The sequence below is a fragment of the Marinobacter sp. P4B1 genome (genome assembly GCF_001447135.1).
Classification (GTDB): Bacteria; Pseudomonadota; Gammaproteobacteria; order Pseudomonadales; family Oleiphilaceae; genus Marinobacter; species Marinobacter vinifirmus.
In genome coordinates, this window is sequence record NZ_LLXM01000013.1 from 1 (window position 1) to 18,733 (window position 18,733).

Annotated in this window: 14 protein-coding genes; 1 reads left to right on the forward strand and 13 read right to left on the reverse strand. The window is 53.5% G+C overall.

Translation table 11 applies throughout. The features are described from left to right. From AQ621_RS09450 to AQ621_RS09500, 11 genes are all read right to left on the reverse strand, one after another. Window positions 1-963: glycosyltransferase (locus AQ621_RS09450; protein WP_145840274.1), on the reverse strand; the 963-nt coding region annotated here is incomplete at its 3' end. Window positions 964-993: 30 nt separating this feature from the next. Continuing rightward, window positions 994-2,430, reverse strand: coding sequence for a hypothetical protein (locus tag AQ621_RS09455; protein ID WP_058341254.1), 1,437 nt, complete (start codon window positions 2,428-2,430; stop codon window positions 994-996). Window positions 2,431-2,650: 220 nt separating this feature from the next. Further along, on the reverse strand, window positions 2,651-3,661 hold the full coding sequence (locus tag AQ621_RS09460) for an ATP-grasp domain-containing protein (protein WP_058341255.1): 1,011 nt from the start codon (window positions 3,659-3,661) through the stop codon (window positions 2,651-2,653). Between the two features lie 78 nt (window positions 3,662-3,739). Then, the gene (locus tag AQ621_RS09465) at window positions 3,740-4,546 is read right to left on the reverse strand and encodes a glycosyltransferase family 2 protein (RefSeq protein WP_058341256.1); all 807 of its coding nucleotides are present in this window, start codon (window positions 4,544-4,546) and stop codon (window positions 3,740-3,742) included. Between the two features lies 1 nt (window position 4,547). Next, window positions 4,548-5,681, reverse strand: a complete 1,134-nt coding sequence (locus tag AQ621_RS09470) for a polysaccharide pyruvyl transferase family protein (protein ID WP_058341257.1) — start codon at window positions 5,679-5,681, stop codon at window positions 4,548-4,550. Then, window positions 5,663-7,093: a lipopolysaccharide biosynthesis protein gene (locus tag AQ621_RS09475; protein ID WP_058341258.1), complete on the reverse strand. Its 1,431-nt coding sequence runs from the start codon at window positions 7,091-7,093 to the stop codon at window positions 5,663-5,665. Before AQ621_RS09475 ends, AQ621_RS09470 begins: the two co-directional genes overlap by 19 nt. Before the next feature lie 289 nt (window positions 7,094-7,382). After that, window positions 7,383-9,584 (reverse strand): polysaccharide biosynthesis tyrosine autokinase, encoded by a 2,202-nt coding sequence (locus AQ621_RS09480; RefSeq protein ID WP_058341259.1) that lies wholly within the window; start codon window positions 9,582-9,584, stop codon window positions 7,383-7,385. A 5-nt stretch (window positions 9,585-9,589) separates the two neighbouring features. After that, window positions 9,590-10,033, reverse strand: a complete 444-nt coding sequence (locus AQ621_RS09485; RefSeq protein ID WP_058341260.1) for a low molecular weight protein-tyrosine-phosphatase — start codon at window positions 10,031-10,033, stop codon at window positions 9,590-9,592. 6 nt (window positions 10,034-10,039) lie between these two features. Next, the gene (locus tag AQ621_RS09490; protein WP_058341261.1) at window positions 10,040-11,143 is read right to left on the reverse strand and encodes a polysaccharide export protein; all 1,104 of its coding nucleotides are present in this window, start codon (window positions 11,141-11,143) and stop codon (window positions 10,040-10,042) included. 106 nt (window positions 11,144-11,249) lie between these two features. Then, window positions 11,250-12,281, reverse strand: coding sequence for a hypothetical protein (locus AQ621_RS09495; protein ID WP_058341262.1), 1,032 nt, complete (start codon window positions 12,279-12,281; stop codon window positions 11,250-11,252). 157 nt (window positions 12,282-12,438) lie between these two features. Beyond that, entirely contained in the window at window positions 12,439-14,388 is a 1,950-nt protein-coding gene (locus AQ621_RS09500; RefSeq protein WP_058341263.1) for a YjbH domain-containing protein, read from the reverse strand. Window positions 14,389-15,184: 796 nt separating this feature from the next. Here AQ621_RS09500 and AQ621_RS09505 point away from each other — a divergent pair. Next, a complete protein-coding gene (locus tag AQ621_RS09505; RefSeq protein WP_058341264.1) occupies window positions 15,185-17,227 on the forward strand; it encodes a vWA domain-containing protein in 2,043 nt (680 codons plus the stop codon). Window positions 17,228-17,299: 72 nt separating this feature from the next. Here the strand turns inward: AQ621_RS09505 and rfaH are convergent, their stop codons facing one another. Together rfaH and cysQ are read right to left on the reverse strand one after the other, a co-directional pair. After that, window positions 17,300-17,779: a transcription/translation regulatory transformer protein RfaH gene (rfaH, locus tag AQ621_RS09510; protein WP_058341265.1), complete on the reverse strand. Its 480-nt coding sequence runs from the start codon at window positions 17,777-17,779 to the stop codon at window positions 17,300-17,302. A 74-nt stretch (window positions 17,780-17,853) separates the two neighbouring features. Next, a complete protein-coding gene (gene cysQ / locus AQ621_RS09515) occupies window positions 17,854-18,621 on the reverse strand; it encodes a 3'(2'),5'-bisphosphate nucleotidase CysQ (protein ID WP_058341266.1) in 768 nt (255 codons plus the stop codon). Window positions 18,622-18,733 lie beyond the last annotated feature (112 nt).

Below are 18,733 nucleotides of genomic sequence, written 5' to 3' on the forward strand. Positions count from 1 at the left end.
GTTCCCGGGCTCCACGAGCTTGCCATACCGACCGTAATCCAGAATTTCGCGGGGACCGCTTTCGCAGTCAAAGGAAACGACAGGAGTGCCAAGCACAATCGACTCAATCAGAACATTGGGGAAGCCCTCATAGTTCGACGTGAGCAACGTCAGGCTGGCGTTCTCATAAAAAGGGATAACATCCGTTTGAAAACCTTCGAAGTTAACCCGGCCTTCCAACCCAAGCCCAGTCACCTGGGCAACCAATGCAGGCTTTAAACTGCCATCACCGACAAACTTCAAGCGCAAACTCTGGTGTTTTTTGGCAACTATGGCAAATGCATTGATGGCGTGATGGAAGGCTTTAACCTCTTCCAGTCTGCCGACGCACAGGATATAAGGTGAGGTTTCCGAAGCTCTAACTGGCTGGTCGGCCTTTTTGTATTCCTCAATGTGAGCGCTGACTGGGTTGTGGATGACGACACTTTTATCTTTCAATGACGGTAAGTGCTTCAGAAGGTCTTTCTGCATCTCGTAGGACTGGTTGATGACGCAATCCACGCGCTCTATAGGCTCACCGAACAGTTTTTTGATTATTTTCTGTCGAATACCGACTTTTGCTTCTTTCTTTTTTCCGAAAACACTTATATTTCGTCCAATTACATCCAGATTTAACCGGAAAATAATCTTAAGAATGATGAGCAAATCTATAAGCTCATACTTAAAAACAACCAAACTATCTGGTTTATTTTTGATCAGGTACCAAAGGACCGCTGGCCCCGCATAACGTGCGCGCCTCGCTTTTAGCTCAACCAATTTCACCTTGTTAGACAAGCGGCTAATATAGCTATTTTTACCACTATGCAAAACAAGAAGATCAACCTCCCAACCTCGCATAACTAAACCATTCGCGATATTTAGACAGACTGATTCCGCTCCCCCTCCGGAGATCGTGCTAACTAATAACGTTGCAACTTTTCTCATATTAAAAATCACCGACTGAGCTGATTATAGCTACCTCGCCAACCTCTTTGCCATGAAACTCACAACAAATACAATAAAACATAACATAACACTGTTACCTAATGTTGGAAAAATTGACCCCCTCGCCAAAGAAACGGAACTCATTATAAAATAGAAACCCAACACGTACCAATAAACACTACTCACCCTGACATAAAATCTATAATCAATTTTCAGGAAAAGCCTACCCATAAAAAATGCAACTAAAAGCGACAAAACAAAACCAACATTTAATAACGCATCGCCAACAACCGAGTTGCCTAGGCCATAGCTTTCGCCCGCTTGGGAGGTAACTGTGTGTGATACGTTGATGTCGACCTTCTCTAAAGAAAACAGCTTCATAAACACAGTAACAGCGTATGGAATACTCATTAGGATTCCTGCCACAACCCCAAGACCATAAAGGCTATGCCCAGACTCCCAAAGACTAAAAGCTGTATTGTACGAACGAAACGAGCCAGACAACTCTGCCGTTGCAGGAAATATAGAAGTAAATTTATTAGAAATCGACAACCTTTCATATGCACTGAAAAAGCTTGAAATTACATCCCCCTGATATCCAACTGACCCCATTGCCTTGACAGTGCTCAAAAAAATTCCAGCACTAACAATAACAGCAATGAATGCAAACAATGAAACACTCCTTTCTGTGGCGACAAAATAACCAACCACAAGAAGCATTAGCGCACGTATCGCCGGCCCCCTATCACCAGCAAGGAAAGTCATAAAAGAAAAAGCCAAAATTACAATGACAAAAGTCAACGGAAATAGCTTAATGTAACCAAGAAAACCTAGCCTAACCTTCGGGCCAGAAACTTTAAAATTATAAATAACAACACCGAAGCAAATTGGCATGAGCAAAATGAAATAGCCAAGAACACTACCGGCTAAGCCCTGAAGATCCCCCTTCCGACCACCACTATAATAACCTGAATCCATAGTAACTAGATGCAGAACAAGAAAAAAATAAAACAACAAAAAGAAAAACTTCTCGGGGCATGTACCCTTGACACAAATCGAACCTTTAATATTTCTTAGCTTAACCGCCTGAAACGCCATACCCAAGCAAATAAAGATGAAGAAAATTAGCGCATACCAAACAGATTTTAAAAAAACGGAATTATCGAAAATTAAGACCTCATAAATCGATTCATCTGAATAGCTACCCAGATATACATCAATGGGAAACTGAAAAAAAACAATTGCGTATGACAACAAAAAGAGCACACTCAAAGAAAACGGCTTTGCCCTTATATCAACACACCTTCTAATATAGAAAAATAAAACAACTGAGACAAAAAACAAAACTAGAGCGAAAAGCAAGTGATGATCACCAGTAAAGACCGACGAAAACTGGTACATCAAAAGAGACGCAAAAGCCATAAAAAATAAAAAAACAATACAGTAAATCATCGGCTTACGAATCATAAAAAACTGCCTGGCTTGGGACTTAACAGAACGCTCTATTTAAAACCTTAAATCTGAAACATCAAAACTTATAAAAAAGATAAAAGAAGCAAGAAATCTATAAAATTTAGAGGAACCATTAATGAAGGTGCCACTGGCGTCTAAAACAGTGTCATAATTTGGTTTACAGCCTCCCAGAACAGTTTTTTGGGTTAAACTCATCGTATTCATTCCTGCACCTCTAATCTTTAGAGATAATTTCCACCATCCATTCCTGAGGAACAAACCCACCCTCAACCCAATTCAATCCCTCATCCCAATACCCCGGACAAGCATCATAAGGCTCTACAGCAAACCCATAACAAATCTCCACAATCAAAGGGTTTCCCGTTTCGTCGTACACAAAGTCATAAGCCACTACCTGGGCACCAAGCTTCTTATTAACCTCAAACGCCAACGCCACACACCGCTCGTCCATAGCTTCCCGGCCAAACTCTATAGCCCCACTACCTGACGCCCGGAAATCATTCTCTCTAACGAACCGCTTAACGGCGAAGGCTCTGCCCCCAATAACAATCACCCGCAGGTCCGAATCGTTGCCAGGTATGAATTCCTGAAAGTACACATATCCTCTTTCGTTGGGCTGCTGCTTGGCAAAATCTGTGGTGTACAGTAGGCGCCCAATGCCTTTCAGCACATAAAACAACGAAGCCTGCTTTTGCCGAAACTTTCGGAACCGCTCCTTCAGCGCCGCAAAGCGATCATACTGCGGAAAGCCCCTCCCGAAAGCTTTGCCGATCAGCTTTCTTGCCTCGCCTTCGGAGCGAACCAGGCGCACGTTTGCCGCACCTGCACCGCCCTTGAGCTTGAAGACCTTGGGATAGATTGTAGCCTTGGCCCACGCAAGCGCTTCTTGCTTGTCGTAGAACACATAGCTCGGTACCAACGGCGCACCGATAGCTTCCAGCAAATACTTCTGAGCAACCTTGTCGTCAAAGTGCCAGCCAGTTTTGAAATCCGGGAACACCTTAATTCCGGCGTGCTCCAGCGCGAACAGGATCTTCTTGGCTGCTACCACGTCTTTATACACCGCGTGATGGTGGTGCCACATGAAAGCATCGCAATCGCTCAGCTGTTCAACTATGTCGCTGTCAAAGGCGTTGACGAGTTTGTAGGGAATGCTTGTCTTTTCGCAATAGGCGATCCAGCGGTCAGAGAAGCTTCCGGGGCGGTGGTGGATGGCGATTTTCATGGGTTTTGGCTTATTGAGTAGGATGTTCAGTGAAGCGGATACAGAGATAGATCATTTTTAGGCCTAAAGAATCCTGAATCACCTAATGAAAATCTCGATGTTATGCTTAACGAGAAGTATAAAAATCTCTTTAAAGTCCAACGTTTTTATGTCTAACTTAAGTCTATTGACGATCATCTTCTTGAAATATTTACGCTCAAACGACTTCAGCCCCCGTAAATTAATTTTCGAAAGTATTGACCTTTCGTAATCAGACTTACCCTTAGACAGCGATGCGCCATCAGATGTATTGTAAACGGCTGTCACCTTTTCACTTTTAATAACCTGATACACCCTAGCCAACCGAGCCCAAAGATCCAGGTCCTCGCCACGATTCAGCTTCTCATTAAACCCGCCAACCACATCAATGCAACTCTTATGAACCACCACAATACTGGTCCACATCAAGCTTTCCTTCATAGCTTCCTTAAAGTAATTCTCTACCTTAAAAATTGGCTCGCTACGAGGGTGCCTGAACATCGGCCGCTTATCTGAATACTCAAACGACGTCACAAAAACCTTGTCGTCCGGGAACTTCTGCATCATTAATGAAATCTCTTGAAGATGCGACTCGTCCCACAGGTCATCACCATCCAGAAAGGCAACCCACTCGCAACGAGCTTCCTCTATACCCCGGTTCCGCGCAGCGGAAACGCCTTGGTTTTTCTGATGGATCAGCCGAATCCGGTCATCTTCGATGGCTTCGACCACCGCAGCACTGTTGTCGGTGGAACCGTCGTTAACAACAACAATCTCAAAATCCTGGCAGGTTTGATCAAGCACCGACTGGATGGTGTTTCGGATGCTGAGTTCTTTGTTGTAGAGGGGGATGACGACTGAGAACATTTTAAAATTCCACCCCAGTGAAATTGAGCCGGGCCTTGGATCTCACAGATTCCTTCTTTGATGGCTCTATAAACTTTTCCCGGTTAACTGCCTTAACTATCATGCTTGAAGTTTCTTCTATTGAATACTCACTATCATAAATTCGGTAATTTTCGTGATATCCGACCGTATTCAGAAAATCAGCGCACTTTCTATGATATTCATTAAGTATAAAAGGCACTCCAGCAAAGCAGGCAAATATTGCAGCATGTAAACGAGTTGAGATCATAAAGTCACAGCTATTCACTTCGTTCCACATGGCCATCGTCTCCCTTTGATAAGGGACTATCTCAAAATTTTTCAGCTTAGCGTCTGCTATCGTTCGTTTCGTCAGCTCTAAGTCGCCGATACGTGCATGGCCGTTGATTTCCAAAAACTTGAAGTGCACATTTTGCTTCTTTTGGATATCAGCCAAAAGCTCACAGAGCATTCTGTGGCGCTTCTGTTCATTAGCGATTGCACCTGGATTACTAATACTTTCATACGGGCAGACACTAATACCAATAACCTTTCGCCCATCCTCTCGTTGAGTATCGGGTTTTGAGGTGTAGATTTCAGGCAACAAAGCGGCAAGGTCAAAGGCGTTCACCGGCTTATAAGGAAGATCAAGCTGCTCGACATACTCGAACGACTGCTGATCACGAACAGCCAGAAAATCTAGGTCCTTCAGGTATACCGCTACCGCTTTCTCATCCCCTGTATTCTTAAACGGCCCGATTGATACGCCAATCGCGCCCAGCTTTAAGTTTCCCCCATTCCGCTTCCGCTCTGTGGCCATAGCTTTGATATTTCTTTTTGCGAGCCTGCTATGTATGGTTGAGCCGCCAGCGGAGATTAGGCATTTCGTGTTTCTAAGCAGTAGCTGATTCTGGAGGTGGTAACTCCTTGGGAGAGTGAAAGGGTACCCTTTCATCGTGTTCTGGGTTATCGGAAGACTGTTTTTTCGTGCCAGGAAGGTCGGTCGCTCTACTTGCCAATACTGCTTAGCACCCCAAGCCGCAACCTCAACAAAGGCATCATCACCCGTATTTTTTTGACCGTAGAAGCCAGTGAATAGAATATCTGAAGTAAAAACACTCACTTTCTTAAGCTCCAAACAATGTTCTTTAGCTCTCTATCTAGGAGAACACAGAGTCCAGCGTATAGTATCGGTAGAAGTGTTCCAAAGATCAGAATTGAGATGATGTCTGAGCTCAAAAATTGATCCAGATAACTCTTAGCCAAAAAGAGAGACGCAAAGGTTGATATGCCAATTGCTACGACAACCGCTAGATCTTTAACCTGTTCCAGTAACCTATAGCTTATCAACTTCCCACTATAGATTGAGTTTATGAGATAGGAAGCAAACGAAAATGCAACTAAAGAAATAACAAGACCGATCACATCAAACGCCAGACCAACCACTAGGAAAAGAACCCCTATGATTTTTTTTATAATCTCGACCAAGAGAAATAAGTCGCTGCGGCCTTTTACTTTCAAAATATTCAAATTATATGAACTGACCGGCCTTATGATAGACGCCACTGCGAGCAACTGAAAATAGGGAACGGCAGGTAGCCATTTTTCGCCGAACACGAAACGAAAACCCTCTTCAGCCACTAATATTAACGACAACATTACTGGAAGCGTGACGAACATTACCAACTTCATGGTTTTTCTATATGCGCTTTTTAAGGCTACATCGTTGTCAATATTCGAAAAGTACGGGTATGTAACCTTCCCAAGCACCGCGCTAAGTTGGTTCACGGGGAACAAGCGCAAGGTTTCAGCCTGATGAAAATACCCAACCTGAGCCGGAGAGTAGAATTTACCGATCACGATTCGGTAGGCGTCGTTGTATACGGTATCGATCAGGCTCGAAAGCGTTAGCTTGTATCCAAACTTGAAGTGGTACTTGAAGCGCTCTTTGTCGAAAACCAACGACGGCTTCCAGGGTATTAACACCCAGTTCTGGACGGTAAACACAATCGCCTGCGCGAGATTGAGCCATACCAGGCTCCACACTCCATAGCCCATGTACGCCATGGTAACGCCAACAATACCCGACATGATTGTTGCGGGGATTTGCAGCTGCATTTGCAGCTTGAAGTTCATTTCTTTGGTGAGCTTTGCTACGTGTACTGCTACAAAAGCCCGGATGACGAAGCTAAGCGCGAGCAGGCGGATTATGTCTGTGAGGACGTTCTGATCGTAGAAGGCGGCGATATAGGGCGCAGACAGGAAGACAACTCCATAGACTGCAAAGCTTACGATCAGGTTTGTGACAAATACAGTGGAATAATCTGTCTGGTCTGGCTCTTTGGTACGGATGAGCGAGCTGGTCATGCCGCTGTCCATCAGCGCTGTGCCGATGGAGATAAACACGATGACCATGGCAATCAGGCCGAACATTTCCGGCATCAGCAGCCTGGCCAATATGACTTGAACACCGAAGTTTATGATTTGTACGCTGAATTGCTGTACAAAATTCCACTTTACGCCGGTGATGGCTTGTTGCTTAAGGCTCACTGGGAGAGTACTACTCTTTGGGGGAGTGTCTGGCTTTGGGTGGGGTCTGACCTCGTAGGGTCAGACCCCTTTGTAGATTGCTGGTTGTGGGGGCGCTGGTCTTTGTCCGTGAGCGTCAGTGAGTGTCCGTGGCTAAAAGCTTTTCTTTCCGTGTTTTTCCGTGGATTCCGTGGCAAAAAACCGGGCTTTTAGTTCGTCGCTGGCCTTGGGGGGGTCTGACCTCGTAGGGTCAGACCCCTTTGTAGCCTGCTGGTTTGGGTGCGTGGGGGCAGCCCCCTTTGTAGCCTGCTTACTTTGCGGATTTGTAGGCGTAGTTGTAGTAGCCGTAGCCACCATAACCGTAATTAGAGGCTTTCTTCTCCACAGCGTTAAAGATCACACCCTTCACCTCTATGCCATTCTGCTCAAACCGCCGCTTGGTCAGTTCCAGTTCTTTCGCCGGGTTGGCGCCGAAGCGGGCTACCAGCATGGTGGTGCCGGCGTGCTTGCCTACGATGGCCGGGTCTGTCACTGCCAGGATGGGCGGGGTGTCTACAATCACTAGGTCGTAGTTTTCGCTCGCTTGTTTCAGGAACTCGTCAAAGCGCTTGCTCATCAGCAGTTCAGACGGGTTGGGCGGCACGGTGCCGCGGCTGATGAAGTCCAGGCCTTCTACGCCGCTGTGTTCGGTGGCTTCTTCCAGTGTGGCTTTGTCAGCCAGGAGGTCCGACAGGCCTTTGTGGTTGCTTACGCCAAAGACATCGTGGGAGAAGCCGCGGCGCAGGTCCGCATCTACCAGCAGTACCCGTTGGTTGGCCATGGCCATGACGGCGGCCAGGTTAACGGACACAAAGGTTTTGCCCACACCGGGGCTGGGGCCGGAGATCATCAGGATGTTGTTGCGGGCGTCCATCATGCCGAAGTGCAGGCTGGTGCGCAGGCTGCGCAGGCTTTCTACGGCCAGGTCGGCCGGGTTGACCACAGCCAGCAGGCCGGAGGTGCGGTCCTGGCGGCCCCGTTTCTTTTTGGCCATCTGTTCCTGGGTGTCAGACAGCGGCACGGTGGCGTAGACCGGCAGGCCGAGTTTTTCGATGTCGTCCGGGTTTTCGATGCCGCGGTTGAGCATGGCCCGTACCAGTACGATGCCGGTGCCGATCATGCCGCCCAGCAGCAGGGCCACGGCGGCTATCAGGGCGCGTTTGGGCTTTACCGGGGCCTGGGTGTTTACGACTGCGTCGTCCACTACCCGTACGTTGCCCACGGTGCCGGCCCGGGCGATGTCCAGTTGCTGGATGTTAGAGAGCATTTGAAGGTAGATTTTGTTGCCCACTTCCACATCACGGCGCAGGCGTACCAGTTCTTGCTGGGTTTCTGGCAGGCGGCCGATGCGGGCGTCCAGTTCGGCGCGGCGGCCTTTGAGTTCGGCCATTTGAGAAGCCCAGGCCCGGTAGCGCGGGTGGGTGGGCTGAAAGCGTTGTTCAATTTCGGCGCGCTGGAATTCCAGCTGTGAGATCTGGGCTTCCAGGTTGACGATCTGGTCCAGCACTGCCGAGCCTTCGGCGCTGATGTCGATGGTTTCTTCCTGCACCTGGTAGTTATTGAACTTCTCTTCGGCGGCTTCCAGTTCCTGCTTTACTTCCGGCAGGGTTCTTCGCAGGAATTCCAGGGACTGGGCGGCTTCGGCGCTGGCGCGCTCTACGTTCTGGCGTACGTAGTTCTGGCCCACTTCCGCCAGGATGGCTTCGGCCATGGCCGGGTTGGTATGCTCAAGGGCCAGTTCGATGATGCCGGAGCCTTTGCCTTTTTCGCTGGCACTTACCTGCCCCTGCAGAGACATGGTGGCAGCATACTGGGTGCGCTTGGTTACGTTGAAGCGGGTGCCGGGGCGGGCGTGCAGTTCGGTGACCATTACGCCGAAGCCGTTGGCATCGGCCGGGGTGTCGGTTTGGCCTTCCAGTACCGGCTCTTCGTCCTGGTTCAGCAGGGTCCAGCGGCCGTTTTCGCCTGCTTGCAGGATGTAGCTGCCAGAGCCACCGGGTACGTCCATGCGGGTGATGGTGAGTTTTTCACCGCCCCAGGCGTAGCCTTCGCCCCATTTGGGCTCGGCCAGTTCTCCCGGTTGGCCACCAAAGCGGCGGGCCAGGGTGGCGCCTACTACGGGGAAATAATCCGGGCTGGTAACGATGTCCAAGTTCAGGTTGTCCACTACCTGGCCCAGTACCCGACGGCTTTTGATCAGTTCGATTTCAGTGCTGGCGTTAGAGGTGGTTTCCAGCAGGCCGCCCAGGTCTTCCATGCCCGGCAGGCCGCCTGTTTTCTCTTCTACCTGGATCAGTGCGTTGGCGCGGTACACCGGCGGCTGAATCAGGGCGTAGAACACGCCGATGGCGGTGAACACTACGGTTACGGCGGCAATCAGCCATTTGCCGTCCCACAGGGTGCCTATCAGGGCCAGCAGGTCTATTTCGTCGTCTTGCGGGGTTGCAATGCTGGTTGTTGTGTTGTCTGTCATGTAATTCAGTTACCCAGGTATTTGAGCCAGCTGTCGCAGGCTTGGTCGATCAGTTTGTAGGCGTGTTCGAAGGCGGGGCGCTGTTGCCGGTAGGGGTCTGGCACCGGCTGGTTGTTCTGCCATTTGCCCAGCAGGAAGGCGCGGCCGCGGATTTGCGGGGCGATTTCGTGCAGGCGCTTCAGGTGGCCGTCTTCCATGGCCAGTATCAGGTCGGCACTGGCCAGCATCTCTTGTGTTACTTGCCGGGCCCGGTGGGGGCTTGCGTCTATGCCCTGCTCTTGCAGCAGCTCCTGCGCGGTGGCGTCGGCCGGTTTGTCCACCAGCGCGCCGATGCCGGCGGAGTGGACTTGTTTGCCGCTATCCGCCGGCAGCCTGGCTTTGAGCAGGTACTCGGCCATGGGGCTGCGGCAGATGTTGCCTACGCATACGATGAGGATGTTGTTGAACATGCGGTGTTAGTTGTCGGTAACTTCGTCTTCAGCCCGTGCGAAGAAGTACACAGCCTGCGCGGTGGGCACGATTTGTGCTATCAGGCGGTTCCAGCGGGCGATGGGCGCGGCGGTTACGTACACGATGTCCCGCGCTTGCAGGGTGAACTGGTCGGCCAGTACCAGGGCGGTGGCGTTGCGGGCGTGTAGCTGAAACACGTCGGCAATTTTGCCGCTTTCTTCGGCCGCTTTGCGGATTACGAAGACGCCGCTGGCATCGGCGGTGGCCTGGGCAAAGCCGCCGGCATCGGCCAGGGCTTCGGCCAGGGTGATGTCTGAGCGGCCGATGTTCAGGCTGGTGGGTTTGCCCACTTCGCCCAGTACAAAGATTTTGGCGGCGTCGTTACGGGCTACGTGGATGATGTCGTTGGGGCGCAGCAGGATGTTTTCCCGGGTGTCGCCTTGGCGGTACAGGTCCCGCAGGGAGTAGCGTTTGGTTTCGCCGTTGCGGGTAAGGGTTACGTTGGTCCAGTCGGCCGCATCGCTCAGGCCGCCGGCGTTGCTGACGGCTTCCAGCAGGGTAAGCGGTACGTTGGTGATGGGCTGGGTGCCGGGTTGTTTCAGTTCGCCAGTCATGTACACGCGCTTGGAGCGGAATGAGGCCACGGTTACGTCTACCTGTGGCGAGGCGATGTATTTGGCGAGCTCTTTGCGCAGGATGTCGCGGATTTCGGTGACTTTCAAACCGGCGACTTTGATTTCGCCCACGTAGGGGTAAAAGATGGTGCCGTCGCTGTGCACCCAGTTGCCGGCTTCAGACGGGCTGCGGTCTGATCCGGCGGGAATAGTGAGTTCCGGGTGGTCCCATACGGTGATATTGAGTATGTCGCCCCGGTTTACGGTGTAGTCGTAATCCTGGATTTCCAGTTCCAGCTGGTGGTTGAACACCGGCGTGGTGTCTGGCTTGGCCATTCGTTCCTGGAGCAGTTTGGGGGTGATGGTGTGGATGTTTACCATGTCGTCCAGGTTGGTGCTGTCATCGCTTTCGCTTTCATAGGGTACATGGGCGCCAGGTATAAAGGCGCAGCCGCCCAGGCTGATGAGCAGAACCAGTGCGAATAAAGCTTTCATCCGGTAGAGACTTCCTTGGGGATTTCGGGGTCAGACCCCCGATACATTTTGCGGTGGGAAATGTACCGGGGGTCTGACCCCCGGTACTTATTTTGCGGTTTGGGGTTTAGGCTGCGCCTTGACCGCCGCCAGTTGCGCCAGTTGCGCCGGTGCCTGGCTCTTCAGCCGGCTCCTGTTCTTCCTGGGTTTCTTCAGCGATGGCTTCTTTGATGACTTCCTGCGCGGCTGTGATGGCCTCGGCTGCATCGTTTACGTCGTCAACGGTGACGGCTTCCGGAGCGGTAGTGTTGTCAGCTACGGCTTCGTCTGCGATGGCAGCAAGCTGCTCGCCAGTGATATCCGGGCCGGTAACACCGCCTTCGGCCAGCTTGGCATCAACCACCTGCTTGATAACCGCTACTTTCTCGGTCACTTTGTTGGTGGCGGCGGCCAGGATGGCACCTGCGGAAGCGCCGGTTACGGAGCTGTTCGCTTGAGCTACAGCTGCAACCAGTTGCTTGGTGATTACCTGGTTAACTACGCGCAGCTGGGTGGCCAGGTTGGAGTCGCTGCCGTTAGCCTTGGAGACGGCTACGGCGTCGAAGTTAGCCAGGTCTGTGCCTTCCGGTGCGCCCAGAGCGGCGGCCAGGTCTGCCTTGGCTTTGGCTTCGGCGGCTGCCGGGCTGCTGCCTTCAGCGATCAGGCGCTCGGTTTCTACCTGGATGATGGTAGAGAAGCCGGATACGGTTGTAGCGCCCGCCGGAGCTACGTAGTTGAAGTTTTCGGTAACCGCTTCACCGGTATCTTCATCAACGGTTACACCAGCGATGGCTTCCAGTGCCAGCGGGTAACGTTCCTGGGCCGGGGTCAGGCCTGTCAGCAGGAAGAAACCGCCTTCACCGGTTGTGGTGCTGGGCTCGGCCTCGTTAACATCAGGTGTGTTGGGATCATCTTCGTCACACTGCTTGTTCAGGTTTACGTCTGCACAAACGGTTGCGCCGCGCAGGTAGCCGTCGTAGGCCACACCGGCTTTTTCGCCCGCTTCTTCACCGGGAATGTAAGCACCGTCGTTAGAGCAGGCGGTGATGGCCATTGCTGGCGCCAGTACGGCGAGGGCCAGCAGTTTTTTCTTGAAATTTCCTTGTTTGGTCTGAGTCATATTGCCTCTTCTCCTGAGTTTGGCTGTAGCACGTGCTTTTTTATGTGGGCTGCACTGCTTTTAACAGCGCAACTGGGGAAACCGTTATTAAACTGGCTTGGTTAGTCACTATATGTGTTCATTTTATAAACGCAAGTATTGCAACTATGTTGCATTGTTACTGCGCCACCCTGCCCCGGTTCAGGTAGGTTTTCTGAAGCGGGTTGGATGAGGTCACCACACCGGCGCCGCCGAACGAGACGATGTTGGCGTCTTCGTTGATGCGGGTTTGTACGGCGTAGTTGAAGTCGGCATTGCCTTTTACCTGCAGGTAGCGGAACTGGCGGTCGCGTACCGGGGTAAGCGGGATTACCCAGCCCAGGCTGACGAATTCGGCGTCTGTGTTTTTGTATTGCAGGGTGAGGGCGTAGTCGCCAAACCAGAACCGGCTGTCGATGCGGAAGCCTTCGTCTTCGGCGAAGAACTGGCCGCCGTATACGGTGAACTGGGCATCCAGGCCCGGGTTGTAGTAGGTGTACTGGGCCAGGGCCTGGGTTCTGTCTTCACCGTTGCTGTCGGTGTGGCTGAAGGTGCCACCGAGAAAGCCGATGGCGTGGCGGCCGCCGGGGCTGAGCAGCAGGGTTTCGTTCAGGCCGCCGTTGTAGTCAATGGCGTAGCGCCCGGCGTGAAAGCTTGTGTACAGCTGCGGGTGCAGTTTGAAGGTTTGCTGGATTTCCGCTTCTACCAGGTCTGTACGCTGGCGGTTGCTGTAGAAGATGCCGCCTTTGTCGAAGTCTTCGGTCTGGTAGATTTCGGCATCATAGCGGGCAGAGGCCAGTGCGCCGGGCCAGAGGTTAATGGCCAGCTCGGAGCTGATGGCAACCGAGGCATCCCACACGCCGTATTCGGTGGCCACGCCACTGCTGATGGAGGGGCTGAGGGTAAGGCGCGGCTTCCAGCTGGGGCCATAGCTGCCTTCAAAGTCCCACTCGGGTTGTTCGCGATTGAAAACGGTGTTGTCCGCAAACTGACGGCTAACCTGGTACGGCTGCTGTTCGCTGAGCGACACGGTTTGGCTGATTACCGGCAGGCCCTGGTTGAGCAGGGTGAGTTCGGCTTGCTGATGGCTGCCGGCGGCCTGGTGGGCTTTGCGGGCTACATGCAGGATGCTGTCGCGCTCGTCCCGGTTGTAGAGGTTGTTTTCCCACCAGATGTGCAGGGTGCCGTTGTTACTGGCGGTGCGTACGTTGTCGTAGCCTTCGGCCACCAGTTGTTCGCCGATGCGTTGGGCGGTGGTTTTGGCGGGTTGTTCGGCTGCTGAGGTATTAACCGGCTGCGCTTGTGGCTTTTGCGCCGGCATGGGCTGCAGCCGTTGTTTGCGCGGGGCGTTGCCGAAGGGGATAGACAGGCCGACGGAGGCGAAGTTGCGGTCGTTGTCGGTATCGCCTTCATCCCACGCCAATACTTTACCTTTTACCTGAAGGCCCCAGGGCAGCCAGCCTTGTGGTGTGGTGGCGCCGATGCCGACGCGGGCGTCCTGGCTGTCGTGTTCGGCAATCAGGTTAAGCCACGGGAACGGCCGATAGCTGATGGCCCCGAAGGCTCCGTCCAGGTAGCGCGGAGTTTGTTCCGGCTTGCCGTAGCCCAAGGAGACTTCCACCGGGCCCAGTTGTTTGCCGGCGACTACGTAGTAGGCTTCAAAATCCCCGGTTTCCCCACCCAGGTCCTGCGCGCCGGCGGCCAGGCTGAACCAGTCTTCCGGTATAAACGGCGCCTGGATTTTCACGTTGGCGGAGAGGTCGCGAATGCCGCAGTCTTCCCGGTAACAGTTGTTCTGGGTGGTATCCCACGCCAGCCGGCCACCCAGCTCCACATAGGGAAAAATGCCAAAGGTGCCGCTTACGTTGTTGTAGTGCCCGTAACCGCTGCTGCCCCGCCGGTTCAGAAACGCCTGATCCGACCACTGCACATCTGCCTGGCCATGGTTAAGCACCGTGGCCGAAGGTACGTTCAGAAACCCGCTGTAACCGGGGAAGGCAAGATCTGTCTGAGGCTGCTGCGCGTGGCCATTAACACCGATCAGGCACGCTACCGCCCCACCGACCAGGGCCCAGTGTTTTGAGGACATAAGAAGACTGTTCAACGTTTGGACAAGGGGCAGCGGCTGTGCCGGAGGGAAGATTTCCCAACTGACTCCTTGTCAGGGTTAAGAGGATTCACTCGAAAACCAGCGCGATTCTACGGGTTCCGGTGTTACAAGCAAGTGACACCTTTGGCCAATTATCCAAAATCAAGGACTTACACCTCAAAAACAATGTAAAAAATTGCAAACCGGAATCTGCGAAGGAATCTGACAAAGGGGTCTGACCCCACGGGTCAGACTCCCTGCCTACTCCGTACTCCCTGCCTACTCCGTACTCCCTACCTACTCCGTACTCCCTGCCTACTCCGAACTCCCTGCCTACTCCCTGCCTTCTCCAGCGCCATTCTCTAACCAGGAGATCGCCGCCGGCAGAAGGGTGGGGTCAGGCCACGTAGGGCCCGACCCCTTTGAAGCCTGCAAGGCCTGGAGCACATAACCAGAAGGCTACAAAGGAGTCTGACAAAGGGGTCTGACCCCACGGGTCAGACTCCCCACCCAACCCAGCGCCATTCACCAAGTAAAGCATAAAACCCCACAAACGATAAAATTTAAATGCAAACTTGAAACACCCCGGTTATGCCACTACTCTCTACATGTCGGCCGAAGGATTCGGCCAGTAGTGACACAAGAAAGGATTCTTCCTCATGCAGTTTTTCTCTCTCCCACAGTTTTCTCTCTTCTCGCATCAGGGCCCGGGCTGCCTGGTGTGGGTTTTCGCCTGTGCGCTTGCAGGCGTTTGCGGTTTCCCCTGCCCGGAACAAAAACACCAAGGAGTTAAAGGATGAACAAGGTAAGGTTTGGGCGGTCTGCGCTGGCTGCTGCTGTGGCGGCTTCTTCGTTGTCTTTGAGCGGTTGCTGGCTTACGGATAACGATGGGGCTTACATTCCCGATGATGACGATATGGGGCTGTTTGCCGTGGCCGGGAATATTCCAGCCAACGGCGTGTGCCCGGAAGGCGGCCGCGAGATTGCCGCAGGGCTGGACGCCAACTTCAACAGCATTCTGGATGCCGATGAAATTACCGACCGGGTGCAGATTTGCAGCGGTACGGTTGTGGAAAACATGGACGGCGACCTTCTGCGGGTGACCACGCTGGATACCGGCAGCGAGCGCTGTGCCAGCGGCGGCTACCTGGTGGAGGCCGTACGCGATGGCACGGTGGAGAAGTCTTTTGATGTGTGTAATGTGGTACCGGATGGCAATGCTGACACCGGCGAAGACACTTCCACACCGGAAGAAAACACCACTGAGGTGGAAACGGTAGCGACCGGCTCGGTAGCGGTCTCTGTACCTGCGGAATTCGATGTGCCTGAAGAACAACCGGGCGGCGATTTCGACGGTGCGATGATGTTTGCCGGCTCTTCAGAAGCAGTGGCGGAACCGGCGTCTGTTCAGGCATTCGCGGCCCCGGCCACTTCTGAGCCGGTGCGCATGGCTTTCGCCAGTTCGGCCAGCACGATGGAAGCCACTAATACTACCGCCAGCTCGCTGGCCACCCGCGAGGTAGCCTCGTTTGTGGCTGAGCGGCCGGTGATGTCTGCTGGCTCTGATGCGGGCGAAGTGTTGCAGAACTTCACCAGCCAGATTAACACTAACACAGACCTGAACATGCGCGCGGCCAACGTTTCCACAGGCCAGTTGTTCGGTGGCATTATCTACAACGGCGTTTATACGCTGTCGGTAACGAACGGCGCCAAGCCTACTGAGGTGGCCAATGCACTGGTTTCACTGCTGGGCGTGAACGCTGTGGGCGGCGAAGTGACCGGCCTGCCGGCGAGCCTGGCTTCTGAAACGCCTGAAACCGATTTCCGCCTGTTCATGACCGTGGTGTATCAGGACCAGGGCACCGCGGAAGCTGATGACGACAAGCTGGTGCTGATTGCATCGGTAACTCCGGCCGCCAAGCTGAACACCTGGGAGAACGCGATTTCCCGCCTGAACAGCGGCCGCAACGTATCTGCCCCGGGCGTTACCCGTACCGCCGGTGAACAGCAGTTCACAGTGGAAGGCGGCAGCAACCTGGCGGACTTCCTGTTTGTGATCGATAACTCCGGCAGTATGAGCGACGACCAACAATCGCTGGCAGATGCAGCGGATTCGTTTGTGACTGTGATGCAGAGTTCCGGGCTGGATTTCCAGATTGGTACGATTAATACCGGTGAAACCATTGAACTGGCCGACACCAATGAAGACGGTGCGTTCACCAATGATCTGCAGGAGTTCCGTGATGATGTGGTGAACCAGGGCACCTACGGTTCTGCAACCGAAACCGGCATCTATAACGCTGAGCAGGCGCTGCTGTCGACCGCACAGGGCGATGCGGAGGATGGCGTGGTGACTGCGGAGGGTTACCCACGCAGTGGTTCTTCACTGTCTGTGGTGATCCTGAGCGACGAGCCCAGCCAGTACACCCGCCGCTCGGCAGGTGGTGCGGAGTTTGATCCTCAGATCAACCTGTTCACCGAACGTGGCTACACCGTGTATTCGCTGGTTGACGAGAACGACGCGCCCAACAGCCAGTACGATGACCTGGCCCTGGCCACCGGCGGCTCCTTCGGCAACATCGGCGCCACCCAGGACTTCAGCGCGTTCATGGAAGAAATCTCCAAAAACGCCGGCGGCGTAAGCAACCGCTTCGAACTGCCGGAAAACGTAGACCCGGTAACCATCGAAGTGCGCAAAAACGGCACCGTAGTTCCGGTAAGCCAGGACGCCCAAAACGGCTGGATCTACCGCCCGCTGTCGAACACCGTACTGCTGCGCGGCACCGCACTGCCAGTGGGTGGTGATGTGATCACAATTCGATATGAGGTAATTAACTAAGCCAGCTACAAAGGGGTCTGACCCCACGGGTCAGACTCCCTACCCAAGCCAGCGCCATTCTTAAACCACCACCTAAGCCCGAATCGCCGAAACCGGCACACTAACCCGCTGCTGCTTCTGCATAAACGAAATCAAAACAATCGCCCGCTCTTCCCCATCGTAAGCCTGAAAAATCGCCCCGATGCCCTTAAACGGCCCATCATCCAGCTCCACCGCCTGCCCGGGCTTAATACCACCCTGCTCCGCCACCTTATCCATGCTGGCCTTGATGTGGTCAATCACCTCATCCGCAATCGCCGCCGGCTTATTGGCAAAACTCACCACCCGGATCACCCCCCGGGTAGACCGCAGCTTCGCCCACATCGGATTCGTCTGCTCCAGGTTCACAAACACATACCCCGGAAACAACGGTTCCAGCCGCTTCGCCCGCTTGCCGCCTTTCACCTTCTCCACCTCAATCTTCGGGTAGAAACAGGCAACATCCTGGTTCTGCAAATGCTGAACCGCCCGATCGCCCTGCGCAGGCTTATGTTGTAACGCGTACCAGGTCATCCCATTCCCCAATCCGGGGTCAGACCCCCGATACATTTGCCAGGGCAAAATGTATCGGGGGTCTGACCCGCTCGTTAAAAATACCACCCGCCGGCCGCAATAAAGTGCGGGTTCAGAATATCTTCCTTGCCATACACCAACGGCTTACCATCCACAGTCTGCACCTGGCCACCCGCCGCAAGAAGGATGGCGTGGGCCGCGGCGGTGTCCCATTCGCTGGTGGGCCCCATGCGCGGGTAGATGTCGGCGTGGCCTTCGGCGATGCGGCAGAATTTCAGGGAGCTGCCGGCCTGCACGGTTTCGTGGGGGCCGAGTTTGTCGATGAAGGCGCGGGTTTCGTCGTTCAGGTGGTTTTTGCTGGCCACTACCCGCAGGGTTTCCCGGGGTTCCGCCACGCGGATTCTGTGTACCCGGCCGGTGCGGTCGCGCATGTGGGCGCCTTCGCCTTTGATGCCCCAGAAGGCTTCTTTCAGAGCAGGTGCCGTAACCACGCCCATCACCGGCACGCCGTCTTCGATCATCGCGATGTTCACGGTGAATTCGCCGCTGCGCTGGGTAAAATCCTTGGTGCCGTCGATCGGGTCAATTAGCCAGAACCGGCGCCAGCTTTTGCGCTCTTCCCAGGGAATCTCCGCACCTTCTTCCGAAAGAATCGGAATGTCCCGGCTGATGTTACGCAGCCCCTTGTAGATGATCTCGTGAGCTGCCTCATCTGCCGCGGTAATCGGCGAGTTGTCTTCCTTATACCGCACCTTGAAATCGGACTCGTAGATATGAAGCACCTTCTCACTGGCCTCATCCGCCAGCCTGATCACATCCGGAAGTATGGAGCTGTAGTGCATGATTGCATCCTGCCTGACCGTTTCCCCCATGTTAACAAACTTTGGGGGTCAGACCCCCAGTACATTTTGTGAGGTGAAATGTATTCTGGGTCTGACCCGGGGTTGAAATTTT

Bases quoted from the DNA above. Each gene is read 5' to 3' on its own strand.
- AQ621_RS09485 (WP_058341260.1), bottom strand. From the start codon at position 10,033: ATGTTCAACAACATCCTCATCGTATGCGTAGGCAACATCTGCCGCAGC.
- AQ621_RS09480 (WP_058341259.1), bottom strand. From the start codon at position 9,584: ATGACAGACAACACAACAACCAGCATTGCAACCCCGCAAGACGACGAA.
- cysQ (WP_058341266.1), bottom strand. From the start codon at position 18,621: ATGCACTACAGCTCCATACTTCCGGATGTGATCAGGCTGGCGGATGAG.
- AQ621_RS09500 (WP_058341263.1), bottom strand. From the start codon at position 14,388: ATGTCCTCAAAACACTGGGCCCTGGTCGGTGGGGCGGTAGCGTGCCTG.
- AQ621_RS09490 (WP_058341261.1), bottom strand. From the start codon at position 11,143: ATGAAAGCTTTATTCGCACTGGTTCTGCTCATCAGCCTGGGCGGCTGC.
- AQ621_RS09465 (WP_058341256.1), bottom strand. From the start codon at position 4,546: ATGTTCTCAGTCGTCATCCCCCTCTACAACAAAGAACTCAGCATCCGA.
- AQ621_RS09495 (WP_058341262.1), bottom strand. From the start codon at position 12,281: ATGACTCAGACCAAACAAGGAAATTTCAAGAAAAAACTGCTGGCCCTC.
- AQ621_RS09460 (WP_058341255.1), bottom strand. From the start codon at position 3,661: ATGAAAATCGCCATCCACCACCGCCCCGGAAGCTTCTCTGACCGCTGG.
- AQ621_RS09505 (WP_058341264.1), top strand. From the start codon at position 15,185: ATGAACAAGGTAAGGTTTGGGCGGTCTGCGCTGGCTGCTGCTGTGGCG.
- rfaH (WP_058341265.1), bottom strand. From the start codon at position 17,779: ATGACCTGGTACGCGTTACAACATAAGCCTGCGCAGGGCGATCGGGCG.
- AQ621_RS09455 (WP_058341254.1), bottom strand. From the start codon at position 2,430: ATGATTCGTAAGCCGATGATTTACTGTATTGTTTTTTTATTTTTTATG.